The organism is Caballeronia sp. J97 (genome assembly GCF_905220305.1).
In the GTDB taxonomy this organism is placed as follows: Bacteria; Pseudomonadota; Gammaproteobacteria; order Burkholderiales; family Burkholderiaceae; genus Caballeronia.
This window is the reverse complement of record NZ_CAJMZL010000001.1, coordinates 413,510-433,817: the sequence shown is the minus strand read 5'-3', so window position 1 is coordinate 433,817 and position 20,308 is coordinate 413,510. Positions and strand designations below refer to the sequence as shown.

The 20,308-nt window shown below is 63.3% G+C and carries 17 protein-coding genes and 1 tRNA gene; 12 read left to right on the top strand and 6 right to left on the bottom strand.

Annotated elements, in window-relative coordinates; translation table 11 throughout:
* Positions 1 to 111 precede the first annotated feature (111 nt).
* On the top strand, positions 112 to 399 hold the full coding sequence (locus U4Y90_RS02050) for a hypothetical protein (protein ID WP_321791689.1): 288 nt from the start codon (positions 112 to 114) through the stop codon (positions 397 to 399).
* 109 nt (positions 400 to 508) lie between these two features.
* On the top strand, positions 509 to 721 hold the full coding sequence (locus U4Y90_RS02045) for a hypothetical protein (RefSeq protein ID WP_321791687.1): 213 nt from the start codon (positions 509 to 511) through the stop codon (positions 719 to 721).
* Between the two features lie 124 nt (positions 722 to 845).
* On the opposite strand, the gene U4Y90_RS02040 is transcribed toward U4Y90_RS02045, so the two are convergent.
* Positions 846 to 1,262 carry a DUF4279 domain-containing protein gene (locus U4Y90_RS02040; protein ID WP_321791685.1) on the bottom strand — a complete coding sequence of 139 codons (417 nt, stop codon included), beginning with the start codon at positions 1,260 to 1,262 and terminating at the stop codon, positions 846 to 848.
* A 997-nt stretch (positions 1,263 to 2,259) separates the two neighbouring features.
* Positions 2,260 to 2,344 (bottom strand) — tRNA-Leu (locus U4Y90_RS02035).
* 131 nt (positions 2,345 to 2,475) lie between these two features.
* Here U4Y90_RS02035 and U4Y90_RS02030 point away from each other — a divergent pair.
* Positions 2,476 to 3,060, top strand: a complete 585-nt coding sequence (locus tag U4Y90_RS02030; RefSeq protein ID WP_321791683.1) for a TMEM175 family protein — start codon at positions 2,476 to 2,478, stop codon at positions 3,058 to 3,060.
* Entirely contained in the window at positions 3,060 to 3,512 is a 453-nt protein-coding gene (locus U4Y90_RS02025) for a metallophosphoesterase family protein (protein WP_321791681.1), read from the top strand. Before U4Y90_RS02030 ends, U4Y90_RS02025 begins: the two co-directional genes overlap by 1 nt.
* A gap of 60 nt (positions 3,513 to 3,572) precedes the next feature.
* Here U4Y90_RS02025 and proP read toward each other — a convergent pair whose 3' ends face one another.
* The 3 genes from proP to argA all read right to left on the bottom strand — a co-directional run bounded on the left by proP (position 3,573) and on the right by argA (position 7,434).
* Positions 3,573 to 5,048 carry a glycine betaine/L-proline transporter ProP gene (gene proP, locus U4Y90_RS02020; protein WP_321791679.1) on the bottom strand — a complete coding sequence of 492 codons (1,476 nt, stop codon included), beginning with the start codon at positions 5,046 to 5,048 and terminating at the stop codon, positions 3,573 to 3,575.
* 685 nt (positions 5,049 to 5,733) lie between these two features.
* Positions 5,734 to 6,006 carry an oxidative damage protection protein gene (locus U4Y90_RS02015; protein WP_321791677.1) on the bottom strand — a complete coding sequence of 91 codons (273 nt, stop codon included), beginning with the start codon at positions 6,004 to 6,006 and terminating at the stop codon, positions 5,734 to 5,736.
* A 57-nt stretch (positions 6,007 to 6,063) separates the two neighbouring features.
* A complete protein-coding gene (argA, locus tag U4Y90_RS02010) occupies positions 6,064 to 7,434 on the bottom strand; it encodes an amino-acid N-acetyltransferase (protein WP_321791676.1) in 1,371 nt (456 codons plus the stop codon).
* Positions 7,435 to 7,456: 22 nt separating this feature from the next.
* Here argA and hrpA point away from each other — a divergent pair, with 22 nt between their 5' ends.
* The 6 genes from hrpA (at position 7,457) to U4Y90_RS01975 (ending at position 16,646) form a co-directional block, all read left to right on the top strand.
* Positions 7,457 to 11,923, top strand: a complete 4,467-nt coding sequence (gene hrpA / locus U4Y90_RS02000) for an ATP-dependent RNA helicase HrpA (RefSeq protein WP_415749278.1) — start codon at positions 7,457 to 7,459, stop codon at positions 11,921 to 11,923.
* Positions 11,924 to 12,060: 137 nt separating this feature from the next.
* Complete coding sequence (locus U4Y90_RS01995) at positions 12,061 to 13,074, top strand: beta-propeller fold lactonase family protein (protein WP_321791670.1); 1,014 nt, start codon at positions 12,061 to 12,063, stop codon at positions 13,072 to 13,074.
* A 94-nt stretch (positions 13,075 to 13,168) separates the two neighbouring features.
* On the top strand, positions 13,169 to 14,188 hold the full coding sequence (locus tag U4Y90_RS01990; RefSeq protein WP_321791668.1) for a sterol desaturase family protein: 1,020 nt from the start codon (positions 13,169 to 13,171) through the stop codon (positions 14,186 to 14,188).
* A 79-nt stretch (positions 14,189 to 14,267) separates the two neighbouring features.
* Positions 14,268 to 15,119, top strand: a complete 852-nt coding sequence (locus tag U4Y90_RS01985; protein WP_321791666.1) for an EI24 domain-containing protein — start codon at positions 14,268 to 14,270, stop codon at positions 15,117 to 15,119.
* A gap of 16 nt (positions 15,120 to 15,135) precedes the next feature.
* Positions 15,136 to 15,954, top strand: coding sequence for a competence/damage-inducible protein A (locus tag U4Y90_RS01980; protein WP_321791664.1), 819 nt, complete (start codon positions 15,136 to 15,138; stop codon positions 15,952 to 15,954).
* Positions 15,951 to 16,646, top strand: a complete 696-nt coding sequence (locus tag U4Y90_RS01975) for a copper homeostasis protein CutC (RefSeq protein WP_321791661.1) — start codon at positions 15,951 to 15,953, stop codon at positions 16,644 to 16,646. Before U4Y90_RS01980 ends, U4Y90_RS01975 begins: the two co-directional genes overlap by 4 nt.
* A 9-nt stretch (positions 16,647 to 16,655) precedes the next feature.
* Here U4Y90_RS01975 and U4Y90_RS01970 read toward each other — a convergent pair whose 3' ends face one another.
* Positions 16,656 to 17,120: a rhodanese-like domain-containing protein gene (locus U4Y90_RS01970; RefSeq protein ID WP_321791659.1), complete on the bottom strand. Its 465-nt coding sequence runs from the start codon at positions 17,118 to 17,120 to the stop codon at positions 16,656 to 16,658.
* 367 nt (positions 17,121 to 17,487) lie between these two features.
* Between U4Y90_RS01970 and glnA the strand changes: the two genes are divergently transcribed.
* Both glnA and glnL read left to right on the top strand, forming a co-directional pair.
* Positions 17,488 to 18,903: a type I glutamate--ammonia ligase gene (glnA, locus tag U4Y90_RS01965; RefSeq protein ID WP_008350526.1), complete on the top strand. Its 1,416-nt coding sequence runs from the start codon at positions 17,488 to 17,490 to the stop codon at positions 18,901 to 18,903.
* A gap of 163 nt (positions 18,904 to 19,066) precedes the next feature.
* Positions 19,067 to 20,209 (top strand): nitrogen regulation protein NR(II), encoded by a 1,143-nt coding sequence (gene glnL, locus U4Y90_RS01960; protein WP_321791656.1) that lies wholly within the window; start codon positions 19,067 to 19,069, stop codon positions 20,207 to 20,209.
* Positions 20,210 to 20,308 lie beyond the last annotated feature (99 nt).

The window sequence follows — 20,308 nt, the reverse complement described above, 5'->3', positions numbered from 1 at the left end:
CATCACTGTAGTGCATTACGGCGCGCGACTGCTTGTTTTGTTGAGCGATGCGGTAGCACAATCGGCACTGTCATTCGATCAGCGCGTGCCTCACCGATGGAGACGACCGCCATGCAGAAGGACATCGAAGTAGGCGATTACCTGCTCGCCATGCAGGCCGTGCCCCGGCTGCTCGCGGCCGAAGGCGATGCGGAGGCGGCTCCCCCGTCCGAGCGCTACGCGATCCGCGTGCGCGTGACGCGGCTCGACCGGAAGCCGGTGCACGGCTCGACGCTCGCCGACGATTCCGGCGAGATGACGGGCGATCACGGCCCGTTCGAGACTGTCGCCGAGGCGATCGCGCATGGCGAGGCTTGGGGACGGCATTACGTCGCGCGCGTGCTCGGCCATGCGGTGTAGGCGGCGGGGCTGCGTGAGAGGGGAGCGTACCCCCGCGTAAGGCGGGTGCAGTGGGCGGGCGCGCATCGCTAGACTCGGGTTCATCGACCGGACCCGCGCGGAGGCCGCCATGATGCCCGTCGCCCTGTACATCACCCCGAACTACATCGCCTCGGTGCGCAGCGGCAAGGCGCGCGACTGCTTCGGCGGCACGGTGCGGTTCGTCGGCGTGGATGCGCTGCCGTTCGATATCGAGCACGTGTGCCTGCTCGAACGCGATACGGCGATCGAGGCGCTGTTCGATGCGGTGAGGGATGCGGAGCGGTTGTTGAATGCGGTGTGAGAGGCGAATGAGCGCCTTGCATCCTGGTGCCGGGGCCGATCATGATTGCCACCGCAAGCTTCGAATGTTTGTGCTGCCGGCAGGGTAAGGCCACGCTGTAACTGTCGGCGTTTTTTTTGGCTGCTTACCGGTATTCATCAATTTCGACGGTTCCGCCGATGGCCTCCATCATCGCGCGGATATCGTCCGGTACATGCGGCACACGGTCGCCCGATTCGTTGCGCCAGTAGCAGTAGAACCGAATTTGCACGCTCTCCCGATCCAGGGTCGCCCGAAGATCGCCACGCGTCAGGTTCAACCGCTTGATGAGGTATCGCAGATGCGGCTCCAGCTCGTTGCTTTCAACCGTGCCGCGGCTTTGAACTCCCCAAAGCCCGACCCGACCGGGACTGCGACTTTCGCGTCCGGATGGGGTGACAAAAGGCTTCCCTTTTTCGATGGCAGTATCAGGTCTTACGCCAAAATATCTCGTCCAGAATTCTGGACGCACAGAATCCCCCATTATGTGAAGCGTTGCGTATGCGAGTGGATGCTCAGTCATTGGCGGCCTTGTCAGTTAGCCCAATCATGGAAGTTGGCAATGTAGTCGCCATTGTCGGCAGGTACCAATCCGCTGAAGCTCGGTAGATCTTTGAAATATCGGGTGCGGGTATGTCATTCGCCTGCCAGTGGATGGACGAGCGCGCAAACCCGGCGTCCCGCATCGACGTTCGCACGCGCGAACGCGCCAACACGGTCGAATTCACGACAGGCGGTCGAAGTCCTGCTTGTCCTGTTCGATCCGGTCTTCCCGTTAAATTTTTTTTGCTTGCGTTCTTCGTAGGACAACTGCCATCCACGATCTACCTTTGGCATTCGCGTGCAGGCATCAACGCGCAGTGCCAGTCTCCGGCCAGTGGCACGTAAAGCGCGTTATAGGAATATCCCCATTCGGGAAACGACATGCCACCTCCTCTCGATGGCGGTGCGATATAGGTAGTATTTCGAAGCAATTTGACGTTTAACCATCCGGGGGATATTGCGCTTCAGCAGTGCTCCGACGTTTTCCGATCTAGCGCGGACGAGATGGCAACGGACTGGTTGGGTCACGTCGGCAGGGTGACGGGCACAGGACGCCTGGCTGTTTCGTCCTTGGCGCTGAAGCGAGCGAAGCAGATCAAGAGCATCGAAATGGGGTTTGAACTGAGCAAAGCCACTATCACGGCGACCGAATGCTTTTGCGCATGGCCGCGAGGGTGACGTCCGAAAGGAAGCCGAGCGCAAGACGCTCCTCCGCCCCGCGAAACGATACGTCATCGACCCGTACTTGCCTCCGGCTGGCATGACTTCGAGAGCTTCTCGCGTCACGTGGGGACATCGGCGGAAGACATGGCGGCACCCGCGGGGCATAAACCGGAGGGCATCCCGCGAGAGGTCGCTGCGCCGCCAAAATGCCCTGAAGTGCCCCCACCGTAGACGGTGAAAACCGGACAAAGACAAGAGACAAAGCCCCACAAGCATGACGCTGCCGGGTTTTTAGATGAAACGCGATGGAGGCCTGGTGCCGGGGACCGGACTCGAACCGGCAAGCCGTGAGGCGGCGGATTTTAAGTCCGCTATGTTTACCAATTTCATCACCCCGGCAGGGCGGACGCGATTCTACCATCGCACGGCAGCGCGCCAAAGCCGGGCGGGTCGCCGTCGGCCAATCCGTTCGACAAGATTTCGCCACTCCCGCATAATCGGCGGCACCGATTCAGGCGCGAGAACCCACGATGGGCAAGACCCGGCTCGAAGCATTCAGCGATGGCGTGATCGCTATCATCATCACGATCATGGTGCTGGAGTTGAAAGTGCCGCACGGAGAGGACTTCGCCGCGCTCACGCCGCTCTTGCCCGTATTCTGTGCGTACGTGCTGAGCTTCATCTACGTCGGCATCTACTGGAGCAATCACCATCACTTGTGTCACGCGATCCAGCGCGTGAACGGCCGCGTGTTGTGGGCGAATCTGCACCTGCTTTTCTGGCTGTCGCTCTTTCCGTTCACGACCAACTGGATGGGCGAGAACCACCTGACCCCGGTGCCGACAGCCTGTTACGGCTTCGTGCTCTTCATGACGGCCGTCGCGTGGTACATCCTCACGCGCACGCTCATATCGATGCACGGCGAAAACGTCGCGCTAGAACGCGCGGTCGGCGCGGATCGCAAGGGCAAGCTTTCCGTGCTGGTCTATCTCGTGGCGATCGCCGTTTCGTTCTGGCAGCCGTGGATCGCCGCGACGCTCTACGCGCTCGTCGCTGCCCTGTGGCTCGTGCCCGACCGACGCATCGAGCGCATGCTCGCGAACGAAGAAGCGTGATGCGCGTCGGTCTCATCTCCGATACCCACAACCTCGTGCGCCCCGAAGCGCTCGATGCATTGCGCGGTTGCGCGCACATCATCCACGCGGGCGATATCTGCAGGCGCGACGTGCTCGATACGCTCGCGTCCGTCGCGCCGCTCACGGCCGTGCGCGGCAACAACGATATCGGCGACGATCTCGCGCACTTGCCCGCGCACGCGTGCATCGAGCTCGGCGATGCGACGATCCACGTCGTCCACGATATCGCCGAAGTGCCGAAGGAACTCGACGGCATCGATGTCGTCGTGACCGGGCATTCGCACAAACCGCTCATCGAGCGACGTGGCGATGTGCTCTTCGTGAATCCCGGCAGCGCGGGGCCGCGCCGCTTCAGATTGCCGGTCACGCTGGCGCTGCTCGATATCGACGACGGCAGCGTCGACGCGCGCATCGTCTCGCTGCTCGAATGAAAAAGGGCCGGCGCGCGATGCACCGGCCCTTCGGCGGTTCAGGTCGGCAAGGCTGAACGCTTATGCGCGTACCGTGCCTTCCGGGAACGCATCGTCCATTTCGGCGGCTTCACGATGGCCGCGCAGGATCGCATGCGCCTCCGACTTCGTCGCCACGGACGGGGGCGAACCCTTCAGCGGCTTCTTCGCCGTCTCGTGCAGCGCGAGCACCGACACGATACCGATCAGCGACGCGCCCATCAGATAGTACGCCGGCATCATCAGGTTGCCGGTCTTGTCGACGAGCCATGCCGTGACGAGCGGCGTCGTGCCGCCGAACAGCGACACCGACACGTTGAAGCCGATCGCGAGCGCGCCGTAGCGGATCTTCGTCGGGAAGAGGGCCGGCAGCGAGGACGGCATCACGCCCGTGAACGTCGACAAGAGCGCGCCGAGAATCATCATGCCCGCGAAGATCGACGGGACCGTGCCCATGCGGATCAGCGACAGCGAAGGAATCGACAGCACCAGGAGGCCGATGCATCCCGCGAGCATCACGGGCTTGCGACCGATCGCATCCGACAGACGGCCCGCGAAAAGCGTGAGCGGCATCATCAGCACCATCACGACGAGCACGATGAACAGGCCGTGCGTCTCGTTGAACTTGAGCGTCGCCGACAGATAGCTCGGCAGATACGACAGCGCCATGTAATCGGTCACGTTGAAGATCAGCACGAGGCCCACGCATTGCAGCAGCGGCTTCCATTGCTCCATGAGCGTTTCGCGGAACTGCTGCTTGGTCGTCTCGTGCGACACGGCTTCGGCCTTTTCGGCTTCACGCTGGAACGCCGGCGTTTCTTCGAGCTTCATCCGGATGTAGAGACCGATCAGGCCGAGCGGACCCGCGATCATGAACGGAATGCGCCAGCCCCACGACAGCAGCTCGGTCTCCGACAGCACGGCGGTCAGCACCGCGACCACGCCCGCGCCGAGCACATAGCCGACGAGCGTGCCGAACTCGAGGAAGCTCGACATGAAGCCGCGCTTCTTGTCCGGCGAGAATTCGGCGATGAAGGTCGCTGCTCCGCCGTACTCGCCGCCCGTCGAAAAGCCCTGCACGAGACGCGCGACGAGCAGCAGCACCGGCGCCAGCACGCCGATCGACTCGTAGCTCGGAATGATGCCGATACAGAACGTGCCGACGGCCATCATGATCATCGTCATCGCGAGCACGCGCTTGCGGCCGATGCGGTCGCCGAGCGGGCCGAACACCATGCCGCCGACCGGGCGCACGAGGAACGCGGCGGCGAACGTGCCGAAGGTCGCCAGCAATTGCGCGGCCGGGCTGCTCGACGGGAAGAACACCTTGCCGAGCGTCACGGCGATGTAGCTGTACACGCCGAAGTCGAACCATTCCATCGCATTACCGATGGCCATGGCGCCGACCGCGCGCTTCAGCAGGGATTGATCGACGATGGTGATGTCGTCGAGGGTGAGATCGGACTTCTGACTGGATGAATCGCGGTTGCGCCAAAGGCCCTCTTGAAGAGAAGACATAGTTCGAAAACTCCGTATTCGGTCCCGAACGCCCGCAAAGAACGTCGGGTGCGTCGCCGCGGAGGACGGACGCAAATTGCCTGGACAGTGCAGTTTCGTGACGGCTCCGCGAACGCTTGGAAGACGGAAGCAAAGGCTCCCCACAGCCTCGGGGCCGAGCGGCTCGAAGCTGAAAAGCGAAAAGAAACACGGTGCCGGTGCCTCGCGCGGGTGGGGTCGCGAAATTGCACTCGGGATGAAACAAACGAGTTTGACGTGCGGACGGCGAACGCAGTGCTGAACGACTGAGTTGCCGCGGGTGGGCCGCGACGTCGGCGAAAAAACAACCTGAGACGAAAAAGGCCGGCGTGAGTCTGGTAAGACCAGCTAAAAAACCGACGCGCCTCTTTGTATGAAAACTGTCACTACCGCGCGATGCTCCGAAGCTTGATTCGGAAACAATGGCGCGTGAATGATGGTGAATTGCTGTTGATAACGAGCAAGATGATAACACGATGACAGACGATGTGCAAACCTGCCTGTCGGAGCGGTCTCGCCGAACCGGCGCTAACCCTTGCCGGACCTGGGTTTGCGCCGGATCGCGCGGTCCCGGTCCGATGTACTAAGCGGACCAATTTCCCGGCGCGCGGGCGACAAAAAAAACCGGCCGCCCGGGCCGGTTTTTGCAGTGCGACGGAGCGCGATTTCAGCTTTGCGGCGGCACGTATCCGGACGCCGTATCGGCGCCTTCGCCGAAGAAATATTTCTCGGTCTGCTTGATCAGGTACTGGCGCGCACGCGGATCGGCCATGTTCAGGCGATTCTCGTTGATGAGCATGGTCTGCTGCTTGAGCCAGCCTTGCCAGGCTTCCTTCGAAATCGTTTCGTAGATGCGCTTGCCGAGCTCGCCCGGCAGCGGCGGGAAATCCAGTCCTTCGGCTTCCTTGCCGAGCTTCGCGCATTGAACCATTCGGGTCATTGTGAGTTTCTCCTCTGTATCGGGGGCGAAGCGCAGTGTGCGCTTCTCAAATCGTGTTCACAGTTGCTTCATCAGGACGAGCGACTTGCGCTGCCAGTTGTAGAGGCGCCGGCGATCCTCGGGCAGATCGTCCACAGTCACCTTCACGAAGCCGCGTTTCAGGAACCAGTGCTCGGTGCGCGTCGTCAGCACGAAGATGCGCGTGAGGCCGCGTGCGCGGGCGCGCTGCTCGATGCGCTTCAGCAGGCGCTCGCCGTCGCCCGAACCTTGCGCTTCCGGCGCGACGGTCAGACACGCCATCTCGCCGATGCGCTCCTGCGTGTACGGATAGAGCGCCGCGCAGCCGAAGAGCACGCCGTCGTGCTCGATGACCGAAAAGTGGTCGATATCGCGCTCGATCTGGTGACGTCCGCGCCGCACGAGCGTGCCGTCGGTTTCGAGCGGCTCGATCAGCGTGAGAATGCCGCCGACGTCGTCCGGCGTCGCTTCGCGCAGGCTTTCGAGGTTCTCGTAGGAGATCATCGTGCCGACGCCGTCGTGCAGGAACAGTTCGAGCAGCACGCTGCCGTCGAGCGCGTACGGAATGATGTGACCGCGCGCGACGCCGCCGCGACACGCGCGCACCGTGTGCTTGAGATAGAACGCCGTGTCGCCCTGAAGCTCGCCGCTCTCTTGCAGACGGTACGCGTCGTCGAGCGACAATTCGCGGATGAGTTCGCCTTCCGCATCGACGAGGCCGTCGATTTCGGTGACGAAAATGATCTTGTCGGCGCGCAGCGCGATGGCGGCGGCGGACGCGACATCTTCCATCGACAGATTGAATGCCTCGCCCGTCGGTGAAAAACCGAGCGACGACAGCAGCACGAGCTTGTTCGACGCGAGCGACTGGCGGATCGAGTCGCCGTCGATCTTGCGCACGACGCCCGTGTGCTGGAAATCGACGCCGTCCAGAATGCCGACCGGCCGCGCCGTCACGAAGTTGCCCGACACGACGCTGATGTGCGCGTGCGCCATCGGCGTGTTCGGCAAACCCTGGCTGATCGCTGCCTCGATGTCGAGACGCACTTCGCCCGCGGCTTCCTTCGCGGATTCGAGCGCGCGGGCGTCGGTGATGCGCAAACCATGCGAAAACGACGATTCGACGCCGTGCAGGCTCAGTTGCTCGTCGAGCTGCGGGCGCGAGCCGTGCACGAGCACGACGTGGATACCCATCGCGTGCAACAGGCCGACATCCTGCACGAGCGCATTCAGCCGTCCTTCCTGCACGAGCTCCCCGCCGAACGCGACCACGAAGGTTTTGTTTCGAAACGCGTGGATATACGGGGCGACGGAACGCATCCAGTCGACGAACTGGGCGTGTGGATTCGGCGCTTCGGGCTCTGCTGCCGGCTGCGTCGCAGTCATCGTGAGGTCGGTTTGGGAATTCATCCCGGGATTATAATGCGACGCTATGCCGAATGTTTCCCGTCCTTCACGTCCCGATCAGGCGGGCAAGTCTCAGTCCGCCGATAAATCCCTCGACCCTCAGGAGCAGTTGCGACAACTGCGTGACAACTTGCTGCGCGACGCGCGGGAGGGGACGGGCGCGTCCGTCGATTCGGGCGAAACGGCGGGATTGAGCAAAAAGGAACTCGCCGCGCGACGATTCGCGGGGGCGAAGCAGATTGAAACGCAGGCTGAAAAGCGGGTTGAAAAACGGGCCGAAGCGCCCGCGGTGGCTGCGGTGCAACCGAAGCAAACCGACGCGGCGCCGAAGCCGAAGCCGGCGCAATCGCACGCGCAACCTGCGGTTCAGCCACGCAAACCGCGCGCTGCCGCGCCCACCGGGACGCAAGCGCAGCCGAAACGCGACGCGGCAAGACGCGAACCAGGCGATCGTGCGCAGCGCGCCGAACGATCCGAACGCGTTCCGCAAGCGAAACCCGCCGAGACCCGCAAGCCGGAGCCGGCGCGTCAACCGCGCGTGGCCGATCGGCGGAGCGAGCCTTCGGAACCGGCGCCGCGCACCGAGCGCCCGGCCGAACCGCGTGAAGCACGCGAACGTCGCGAACCACGCGCCCAGCGCGCTCAGCGCGTCGTCACGCCCAATCCCGTTCCGCCGATCACCTTCCCGGAAGCGCTGCCCGTCTCGGGCCGACGCGAGGAAATCGCACGCGCGATTCGCGAGAATCAGGTCGTGATCGTGAGCGGCGAAACCGGCTCGGGCAAGACGACGCAATTGCCGAAAATCTGCCTCGCGCTCGGGCGCGGTCTCGGTGTGGGCGGCAGCGGGCTCATCGGTCATACGCAGCCGCGGCGTATCGCGGCGTCGGCCACCGGACGACGCATCGCGGAGGAGCTCGGCACGCCGTTCGGTGAAGTCGTCGGCTACAAGGTGCGCTTCACGGACAATCTCGCGCCGGGCGCGTCCGTCAAGCTGATGACCGACGGCATTCTGCTCGCGGAGACGCAAACCGATCCGCTGCTCAACGCCTACGACACGATCATCATCGACGAGGCGCACGAGCGCAGCCTCAACATCGACTTTCTGCTCGGCTACCTGAAGGAAATCCTGCCGAAGCGCCCGGACCTGAAGCTGATCGTCACGTCCGCGACCATCGACGCCGAGCGCTTCGCGCGCCATTTCGGCAGCGAGGACAAGCCCGCGCCGGTGATCGAGGTGAGCGGGCGGCTGTATCCGGTGGAAGTGCGCTATCGGCCGATCGAGGAAGAAAGCGAGGCGATCAGGAACGCGCAAGGCACGCCGCTCAAGCGCAACGACCGAAAGGCCGATCGCGATCTGATGGAAGGCATCGTCGACGCCGTCGACGAGCTGTGCCGCGCCGGCCCCGGCGATGTGCTCGTGTTCCTGCCCGGCGAGCGCGAGATCCGCGACGCCGCCGAGGCGCTGCGCAAGCACCATCCGCCGCATACGGAAATCCTGCCGCTCTTCGCACGGCTCTCCGCGCAGGAGCAGGAGCGCGTATTCAGGCCGTCGAACGCGCGGCGCATCGTGCTCGCGACCAATGTCGCGGAAACCTCGCTGACGGTGCCGGGCATTCGCTATGTCGTCGATACCGGCATGGCGCGCGTGAAGCGCTATTCGTACCGCAACAAGGTCGAGCAGTTGCAGATCGAGCCGGTGTCGCAGGCGGCGGCCAACCAGCGCGCGGGCCGGTGCGGGCGCGTCGCGGACGGCGTGTGCATCCGTCTCTACGACGAAGCGGATTTTCAGGCGCGGCCGCGCTTCACCGATCCGGAAATCCTGCGCTCATCGCTCGCGTCCGTCATTTTGCGGATGAAGTCGCTGCATCTGACGGCGATCGAAACCTTTCCGTTCATCGAGCCGCCGCCGGGCCGCGCGATCGCGGACGGCTATCAACTGCTGAACGAGCTCGGCGCCGTCGACGACGACAACGCGCTCACGCCGCTCGGCCGCGAGCTCGCGCGCCTGCCGCTCGATCCGCGCGTCGGCCGCATGATTCTCGCCGCGCGCGATCATCATGCGCTCAAGGAAGTGCTGATCATCGCGTCGGCGGTGTCGGTGCAGGATCCGCGCGACCGGCCGATCGAGGCGCAGCAGCAGGCGGATCAGGCGCATCGGCAGTTCGTCGACGAGCGTTCCGAATTCCTGCAATGGACGCGCATCTGGAAGTGGTTCGAGGAAGCGGTCGCGCACAAGAAATCGAACAAGCAGCTCGCCGATGCGTGCCGCGCGAATTTCCTGTCGCACATGCGCTTGCGCGAATGGCGCGACGTGCATTCGCAACTGCTGACGGTCGTGCGCGAGCATGGCTGGCGTCTGAACGAATCCGATGCGACCTTCGAGCAGGTGCATCTGTCGCTCCTGACGGGTTTGCTCGGCAACGTCGGTCTCAAGGTCGACGACGAGCCGCATTATCTCGGTGCGCGCGGCATCAAGTTCCATCTGTGGCCGGGCTCGGCGTTGCTGAAGAAAGCAGGGCGCTGGGTGATGGCGGGCGAGCTCGTCGAAACGAGCCGTCTCTACGCGCGCACGATCGCGAAAATCGAGCCGGAATGGCTGGAAACGGTCGGCGCGCATCTGCTGAAAACATCGCTTTCGGATGCGCACTGGGAAAAGAAGGCGGCGCAGGTGGTCGCCTACGAGCGCGCGACGCTCTACGGTCTGACCGTCTACGCGCGCCGCCGCGTGAGCTACGGCAAGCAGGACCCCAGATATGCGCGCGAGCTTTTTATTCGCGGCGCGCTTGTCGAAGGGGAATTCGACACGCGCCTGCCGTTCTTCGCGCATAACCGCAAGCTCGTCGCCGATATCGAGCAACTCGAGCACAAGTCACGCCGCCAGGACGTGCTCGTCGACGACGAACTGATCTACGGCTTCTACGATTCGCTGATTCCCGAAGGCATGTGGACGGGCGCGGCGTTCGAGCACTGGTATCGCGACGAGCAGAAGAAAGAGGGCAACGACCGCCTGCTGTTCCTGTCGCGCGACGATCTGATGCGCCACGAAGCCGCCGGCGTCACGACGGACCTGTTCCCGAAGCGCATGACGATGTCGGGTATCGAAATGTCGCTCACGTATCACTTCGAGCCGGGTTCGCCGCGCGACGGCGTCACGCTGCAAGTTCCGCTCTACGGCCTGAATCAGGTCGATGCGCGCCGTGTCGAATGGCTCGTGCCGGGGATGATCAAGGAGAAGACGCAACTGCTGCTGAAATCGCTGCCGCAGAAGCTGCGCCGGCACGTCGTGCCGCTGCAGGAATACGCGGCGGGTTTCGCGGAGCGTCATTCGGGGCCGAAATTCGGCGCGGGCGCGCTCGTCGATTCGCTCATCGCCGATATCCGCGAGCAAACGCAGGTCGCCGTGAAGAGCGCGGATTTCAAGCTCGAAACGCTGCCCGCGCATCTCTTCATGAACTTCAAGGTGATCGACGAGCACGGCCGCCAGCTCGCGATGGGCCGCAATCTCGCGCAACTGCGCGCGGAGCTCGGGGGACAGGCGCAGCAGCAGTTCCAGAAACTGACTTCGGCCGCGGCGTTCGATGCGCTCTCCGGCGAATCGGAATCGCCGTCACAGGCGGCGCAAGCAGGCGTTGGCACCGCGCTCTACGAAAACCTCACGACGTGGAACTTCGGCAAGCTTCCCGAGTTGCTGGAGATCCGCCGGCGCGGGCAGACGCTCTTCGGTTATCCGGCGCTCGTCGATCGCGGCACGCATTGCGACGTCGAAGTGTTCGATTCGCCCGAGGAAGCCGCGCGCATCCATCGTGCGGGCTTGCGGCGGCTGTTCGCGCTGCAACTGCGCGAGCCGATCCGCTATCTGGAGAAAAATCTGCCGGGCCTGCGCGAAATGTCGATGCAATACATGGCGCTCGGCACGGCGGACGAACTGCGCGATCAGATCGTCGAGACGGCGCTCGATCGCGCGTGCCTGCAAGACCCGCTGCCCGACGACGATGCCAGCTTCCACGCGCGTCGCGACGCCGCGAAAGGCCGTCTGACGCTGCTCGCGCAGGAAATCGCGCGGCTCGTCGGCGTCATTTTGGGCGAATATGCGGCGCTCGCCAAAAAGCTGACGCAGGCGAAATCGTTCACGTCGGCTCATGCGGACATGCAGGCGCAACTGAACGGGCTCATCGGCAAGCGCTTCGTCATCGATACGCCGTATGCGCAGCTCGCGCACTTTCCGCGCTATCTGAAGGGAATCGGCCTGCGGATCGACAAGCTCAAGGCCGATCCAGCCCGCGACGCGCGCCTTTACGCCGATCTGCAGCCGCTCGCGCTGCACTATCAGCGCGCGATATCGCAGCGCGGCGGCGTCGCGGATGCGCGGCTTTCCGAGTATCGCTGGCTGCTCGAGGAGTTGCGCGTGTCGCTGTTCGCGCAGGAACTGCGCACGCCGATGCCGGTCTCGGTAAAACGCCTCTACAAGGTGTGGGAATCGATGCAGCGCTAGGCGCTTGCTGAAAAACGCGCCGTAAGCCGCCGTTTCTTGCCCCGACTCAGCGTATTGCGCAAAAAGCCGCACCCGGTCAACGCGCCGCGCGAGGCAAACGTTCTACAATGACGCCTGCCTTCCGAAGCCTAATTTTCATGCGCACTATTTTCCGTTCCGGCCGTTTGCGTGCGATCGCCGCGCGCGCGGCCATCGCGACCGGCGCCGCCTTCGTCGCTACCGCAGCACTCGCCAACAATGTCATCGTGCTCAATTCGGCGGAAGCCACGCTGAGCCTCATCGATGAAAACACGCACCAGGTCGTCGGCACCGTGCCGACCGGCAAGGAGCCGCATCACCTGATGCCGCTGCCGGACAACTCGTCGCTGATCGTCGCGAATTCGGTGTCGAACAATCTGATGTTCGTCGACCCGAAAACCGGCGCGTTCCAGCGCTGGGTGCAGGACATCGAGGATCCGTACCAGCTCGGCTTTTCACCCGACAAGAAATGGTTCGTCTCGACCGGCCTGCGACTCGACCGCCTCGACATCTACCATTTCGACGGCAAGAACCTGAATATCGCGAAGCGTCTGCCGCTCGCGACCATGCCGAGCCATATCGCGTTCACCAACGACAGCTCGACCGCCTTCATCTCGCTGCAGGTGTCCGGTGAAATCGCCGCGATCGACCTGCCGACGCAGACCGTGAAATGGAAGATGAAGGTCGGCAAGGTGCCGGCGGGCGTCTGGCTCACGCCGGGCGACAAATATCTGCTCGTCGGCATGACGGGCGCGGATTATGTGGCCGTGGTCGACTGGCGCAACCAGAAGGTCGTCAAGACCATCACGACGGGCAAGGGCGCACACAACTTCCGCTCGATGGTCGACGGCAAGCACGTGCTGGTATCGAATCGCGTGGCGAACACGATCAGCATCATCGACGAAGACACGCTCACCAACGTCGGCGACATCACCGGTCTGCTGCCCGGCCCCGACGACATGGAACTTTCCGCCGACAAGAAGTATCTGTGGGTTACGTTCCGCTTCGCGAAGCACGTCGGCGTGATCGATCTGGCGAATCGTAAGCTGATCGAAACCATCAAGGTCGGCCGCTCGCCGCACGGCATCTACTTTTTCAACCGCGCACCGGTGACGGCGCCTAACGGGGCCTGAACGACGCGCGATCTGTACGGGGCGCGCTACCGCGCCCTGTACTACGATTGAAGCAGGGCCGGCGCACGAACGGCCGCCAGCACCACGGAGCACCATGTTTCATTCCATTCTTTCCTCGCTCGACGGACTCGTTTCCTGGCTGCAGACGCTGCTGTATGTGGATGTCGTGCAGCCGGTGCTGTTCAAGATCGGCATGATGGACTACGACGAGGACACTTACGACGCGCTCTACTGGGTCATCGTCGGCGTGCTGGAAGTGCTCGCGATGTACGCGATCCTGCGCCCGCTCGAAGCGTTCCGTCCGGCGGAAGAGTGGAAGGACCGCAAGGGCGTGCGCGTGGACGTGCTCTACACGTGGATCGTCAAGCTCGGCATTCTCAATCTGTTTTTCTTCTTCACGTTCCAGCCGCTCTTCGATTCGATGCAGAGCTGGCTGCGCATCCATAACGTGCCGAACCTCGAGATCGACAATCTGTGGCCTGGCGTGACCACGCAGCCGCTCGTCACGTTCGTCATCTATCTGCTCATTCTCGATCTGGCGGGCTACTGGTATCACCGCCTGGAGCATCGTGTCGGCATCTGGTGGGAATTGCACGCGGTGCATCACAGCCAGCAGAAGATGTCGCTCTGGACGGACGACCGCAACCATCTGCTCGACGACATCCTGCAGGCGAGCTTTTTCGCATCCGTCGCGCTCGTGATCGGCGTGGAGCCGTCGCAGTTCGTCGTGCTCGTCGCCATCACCAATTTCATGCAGAGCGTGCAGCACGCGAACATCCGGCTGCACTTCGGCTGGCTCGGCGATCGCATCGTCGTGAGTCCGGCGTTCCATCGGCGCCATCACGCGATCGGCTTCGGTCACGAAGGCACGACCTACGGCTGCAACTTCGGCGTGCTGTTCTCGTTCTGGGACATCCTGTTCCGCTCGGCCTCGTTCGACCGCACGGTCGAGCCGACCGGCATCCGCGACCAACTGGGCGCGCCGGGCGTCAAGCCCGTCCATTACGGCGACGGCTTCGTCGAGCAGCACTGGCTCGCGTTCAAGCGCATCGCCGCACGTCTTTCCGCCCGCCGCGCGGGCGCGTCCGCTTCGGACAACTCGGCGGCTGTCTGAACGTTCCCCGCAAGACCAGCGCCCGCGTGCGGCGCTGGTTTATCCTGTCGGTTCCTCTTTCTTCTTCTACGAATCACGCATGAGTGACTTGCTGCGTTCGTTCGTGCGCGCGCTTGCGAACGTCTTTCATCCGCGCATGCTCTGGCTGACCTTGATGCCGTTCGGCGTCGCCACCGTGGCATGGGGCGCGATCCTCTGGTTCTTCTGGCAGACGCTCACGGGCGCCGCCAATAGCTGGCTCGACGGCTGGGCGCTGACGTCCTGGATGTACCGTCTCTTCGATACGGTCGGCTTTTCGTCGCTGCACGCGGTGATCGCGCCGTTTCTCGTCGTCATCATGACGGTGCCGCTGATCGTCGTCACGGTGCTGCTGCTGATCGCGACGCTGTCGATGCCCGGCGTCATCAAGCTGCTCACGCGCCAGCCGAGAGGGCACTATTCGTCGCTGGAAGAGCGGCGCGGCGGTTCGTGGTACGGCAGTCTCGGACATTCGGTCGTCACAACCGTCGTCTGTCTCGTGTTGCTGGTCGTCACGTTGCCGTTGTGGCTGATTCCACCGTTTTTCGCGCTGATTCCGCCGCTCCTGTGGGGCTGGCTGACCTACCGCGTGATGACCTACGATGCCCTCGCGCTGCATGCAAGCGTGGAGGAGCGCCGCGCGATCGTGCGCGACGCGCGCTGGCCCCTGCTCGGCATCGGCATCGTGAGCGGCCTCCTGAGCTCCGTGCCGACGATGCTCTGGGCGTGGTCCGTATGGCTCCTGCCGCTATTTCCGGTGGTCGCCGCGGTGACGATCTGGGCGTATGCGTTCATCCTCGTGTTTTCCGCGCTCTGGTTCGCGCACTACTGCCTGCACGCGCTCGAGCGACTGCGCGCGAGCGAGCCGCACTATCCGGCGATTCCCGTCGAATCCCGCGACGTTTCACTGTAAGAACAAAGGGGCACTCATGCGCATTGGCGTCATCATCATCGGCGACGAGATCTTGTCCGGCCGCCGCACCGACAAGCATCTGCCGAAAATCATCGAATTGCTGAGCGCGCGCGGACTGTCGCTCGACTGGGCAGAATATGTCGGCGACGATCCGGCTCGCATCACGGCGACGCTCGCGCGAACCTTCGCGTCGGGCGACATCGTCTTTTCGACGGGCGGAATCGGCGCAACGCCCGACGATCACACGCGCCAGTGCGCGGCGAAGGCCCTCGGCGTGCCGCTCGAATTGCATCCCGAAGCGGCGGAACTGATTCGCGCGCGCATCCGCGACACGGCGGCTCAGGCGGGCAAGCCGGCCGATCTGGAATCGCCCGAGAACCTGCATCGGCTGAACATGGGCACGTTTCCGCGCGGCGCCGCGATCATTCCGAACAGCTACAACAAGATTCCGGGCTTTTCGGTCGGCGATCATCACTTCGTGCCGGGCTTTCCGGTCATGGCCTGGCCGATGATCGAATGGGTGCTCGACACGAAGTACGCGCATCTGCATCACGCGACGCCGCATGTCGAACGCTCGCTGCTCGTGTTCGGCTTGCCGGAGTCGCGCATCACGCCGCTGATGGTGGCGATCGAGCGCGATTTCGAGGGCGTGCGCGCGTTCAGCCTGCCGAGCGTCGGCGATGCGGCGCGCGGGGCGCTCTACGCGCGCTCGCACATCGATCTGGGTGTGAAGGGCGATCCGGACAAGGCCAATGCTGCGTTCGACGTGTTGCGCGAAGGCGTGATCGCGCTGGGCGGCGAAGTCGTGGAAGTGCCGCCGGAGGAAGCGAAGTGACGCTCCTGGAAGTCATCGCGACCACCATTGCCGATGCGCGCGCGGCGCAACGCGGCGGCGCGGACCGGCTGGAGCTCGTCACGGCGATGGGCGAGGGCGGTCTGACGCCGAGCATCGGGCTGATCGAAGGCGTGATCGAGGCGGTCGGCATTCCGGTGAACGTGATCGTGCGGCCGCACAGCCGCTCGTTCGTCTACGATGTCGACGACTACGCGGTCATGCTGCGCGATGTGCGGGCAATTGCGGAGACGCGGGCGAATGCGATCGTCGTCGGCATGTTGCGCGCGAACGGCGAAATCGATACCGATGGCCTCGCGCGCGTGATCGAAGCGGCGGACGGCCTGCCGATCACGTTCCACCGCGCGTTCGACGAAGCCCGCGATCTGTACGCCGCGTTCGATACGCTGCTGCAATTCGATGCCGTGACGAACGTGCTGACTTCGGGCGGCAAGCCGTCGGTGCTGCAAGCGGAAGGAACGATTGAGAAGCTCGTCGAACAGGCGGCAGGCACGCACTGCACGGTGCTGGCGGGCGCCGGCCTGACCGTCGATGCGCTGGTGGCGTTCGTCGCCTCGACGCGCGTGCGCGCGGTGCACTTCGGCTCGGGCGTGCGTGTCGAGGGAAAGGGACTTGCGCCGGTCGATGAAACGCGCGTCAGGCGCGCGCGGGCATTGCTCGACGCACGGATCTGATCGGCCCGCTCACGCCCCGATCCACGGCAAGCCGCGGAAGCACCATCCCGCGACGGTTTTTCGATGCCCTTGCCCATCCTTGTCGCCTTCGAAGCCTTCGAGCAGGTCATACGCCTGCCCGTAGCCTTCCTTCTGCGCCGCAACGGCCGCAAGCTTCGAGCGCGCCGCGCTGCGGCACAGAAAAACAACCGGCGTATCCGGGGTGGCGACCTGCCGCAATTGTTCGATAAACTCAGCGTTCGGCACCGAGCCGGGATAGCGGATCCATTCGATGTGCGCGTACTGCGCTCCGTCGATCGCGGGGCGGCCTACCCAGTCGAGCTCCGCGCGTGTGCGAACGTCGATCAGACGCACCCGCGGATCGAGCTGGAGCAGCTCGAAGGCCTCGGCCGGCGAGAACGCGCCCGCGTAGGTGAGATTGTTCTGGGCGGCGCGGCTCGCGGCCTGGCTATAAAGTTGTTCGAGCGTGCTCATGGCGGTCTCCGGTTCAAGCGCAAAGAATCATTCTAGCGCGGTGCGCGGAGCTGAAATTCTCGGATCGCCGGCGATGGGTTTATGCCTGAAATTGGTGCATGCCAGTATCGATGCACTCAAAAGGTGCTTTAGTCATACTGCAACAACGGGCGCGCACCGATCTGGTGCACGCCAAGCGGATGCCGAATGGAACATCGCCCTGAATGGCGATGTCCGTTCACTTGAAACGCGCGCTGCTTCAAGCGCTTAGCGCAAAGATGGTGCGCTTGGCACGGAAGCTGCTTTTCCATCCTCGATTGAATCGATGTACAGGATTGGTCGGGGCGGCGAAGCGATTCGCCGACTTTTGTTAATCAGGAGATAGGTAATGAGTAAATCCGTGGCCGACGTCATGCAACTCGTCAAGGACGAGGACGTCAAGTTCGTCGACTTCCGCTTCACCGACACGCGCGGCAAAGAACAACACGTTTCCGTGCCGGTCTCGGCATTCGACGAAGACAAATTTGAAAGCGGCCACGCTTTCGACGGTTCGTCCATCGCAGGCTGGAAGGGCATCGAGGCGTCGGACATGCTGCTCGTGCCGGATGCGAACACCGCCTTCATCGACCCGTTCTTCGAAGAGTCGACCCTCGTGCTGAGCTGCGACGTGGTCGAGCCGGCCGACGGCAAGGGCTATGAGCGCGATCCCCGCTCGCTCGCGAAGCGCGCCGAAGCCTATCTCAAGAGCTCGGGCCTGGGCGACACCGCCTACTTCGGTCCGGAGCCGGAGTTCTTCATTTTCGACTCGGTGCAGTGGAACACGGACCAGTCGGGCACGTTCGTGAAGATCGGCTCGGAAGAAGCGCCGTGGTCGTCGGCGAAGGAATTCGAAGGCGGCAACACCGGCCACCGTCCGGGCACGAAGGGCGGCTACTTCCCGGTTGCGCCGGTCGACACGTTCCAGGACATCCGCTCGGAAATGTGTCTGCTGCTCGAACAGATCGGCATTCCGGTCGAAGTGCACCACCACGAAGTGGCGGGCCAGGGCCAGAACGAAATCGGCACCAAGTTCTCGACGCTGGTTCAGCGCGCGGACTGGCTGCAGCAGATGAAGTACATCATCCATAACGTTGCGCACACGTACGGCAAGACGGCGACCTTCATGCCGAAGCCGGTCGTCGGCGACAACGGTTCGGGCATGCACGTGCACCAGTCGATCTGGAAGGACGGCCAGAACCTGTTCGCGGGCAACGGTTACGCTGGCCTGTCGGAATTCGCGCTGTTCTACATCGGCGGCATCATCAAGCACGCACGCGCGCTGAACGCGATCACGAACCCGGGTACGAACTCGTACAAGCGTCTCGTGCCGCACTTCGAAGCGCCGGTGAAGCTGGCTTACTCGGCTCGCAACCGTTCGGCCTCGATCCGTATTCCTCACGTTTCGAATCCGAAGGGCCGCCGTATCGAAACGCGCTTCCCGGATCCGCTCGCGAATCCGTACCTGTGCTTCTCCGCGCTGATGATGGCGGGTCTCGACGGCGTGCAGAACAAGATTCATCCGGGCGAAGCCGCGGACAAGAATCTGTACGATCTGCCGCCCGAAGAAGACAAGAAGATCCCGACCGTGTGCGCCGGCCTCGACCAGGCACTCGACGCGCTCGACGCGGATCGCGAATTCCTGACGCGCGGCGGCGTGTTCACGGATTCGATGCTCGACGCATACATCGAACTGAAGACGAACGAGCTGCAGCGTTATCGTCAGGCGGTGCATCCGATCGAGTTCGAGATGTACTACTCGCTGTAAGCAGCATGTCCGACGCGCGTTTCGTTGTGAGCAGTTCGATGAAGCGCGCGCCGCATGTCACGTAGCGAAGAAAAAGGGACGGCGCGCCGTCCCTTTTTTAATCGCCGCGTTGTCATAGATCGAGAAGAAGATCGGGACCACGAACGACCTCATTGACTGCACGATGGTGCTCAAGAATCTGATCAAAGCGCGCAAGGCTCACGCCGACGCGCTCTCCGACGACACGCAACTGGCGGCGAGCGGTCTGTTGCCGGGCTTCGAAGCGTTGCCTACGAACGTGCTCGTTCTCGACATGCGCAATCTTCGGATCGCGTATGCGAACCCTTCGGCCGAAGCCATGCTGGAGATGTCGCGCAAGCAGTTGACGCAGATGAACTGGCCGGAGCTCTTCGCGAACGCGGATGAGCTGGCCACCACGATCGCGTCGATCGCGGAGAATCGCTTCAACGCGACGCGGCTCGATGCGGTGCTCGAACGGCAAAACCGTGAGCCGGTGCATGTGCATGCGATCGTCGGCTATCTGGAAGCGGCGCCCGATTACGTGTTGCTCGAGCTGTTCGAGAACGAGCGCCATTTGCGCACGGACCGCGAAGAGCGCATCCACGATCTGACCGCCGTCAACAAGCAACTGATCCGCAATCTCGCGCACGAAATCAAGAATCCGCTCGGCGGCATCCGCGGCGCGGCGCAGTTGCTCGAGTTCGAGCTCGGCGCGCGCGAACGCGACGAACTGCGTGAATATACGCAAGTCATCATCAAGGAATCGGATCGCCTGCAGACGCTCGTCGATCGTTTGCTGGAGCCGCACCGGCATCCGCATATCGTCGGCGACGTGAACATCCACGAGGTATGCGAGCGGGTGCGCGCGGTGATCCTCGCGGAGTTTCCGCGCGGCCTCACGATCGAGCGCGACTACGACGTGAGCGTGCCCGATTTGCGCGGCGACAAGGAGCAACTGATTCAGGCGCTCCTGAATATCGTACGCAATGCGGCGGAAGCGCTGAAGGAACGCATTTCACAAGGCGATGCGAAGATCGAACTGCGCACGCGTATCGCGCGCAAGGTGACGATCGGCAAGAAGCTGCACAAACTGGCACTGGACTTGCATATCACTGACAACGGTCCCGGCATCCCCAGCGAAATCCGCGACCGGATCTTCTTCCCGCTCGTTTCGGGCAGGGAAGACGGCAGCGGTCTCGGCCTCACGCTCGCGCAATCGTTCGTGCATCAGCACGATGGGTTGATCGAAGTGGAAAGCAGGCCGGGCTGCACCGAATTCGCCATCCTGTTGCCGTTTGAGAATTGATCACGATCGACCAGCGACTTCACGCCATGCACGTGACACATCGGGCCTCGCAGCCCGACCGTTTCGACGGGCTCACACCGAACCATACGAAGACTTCTC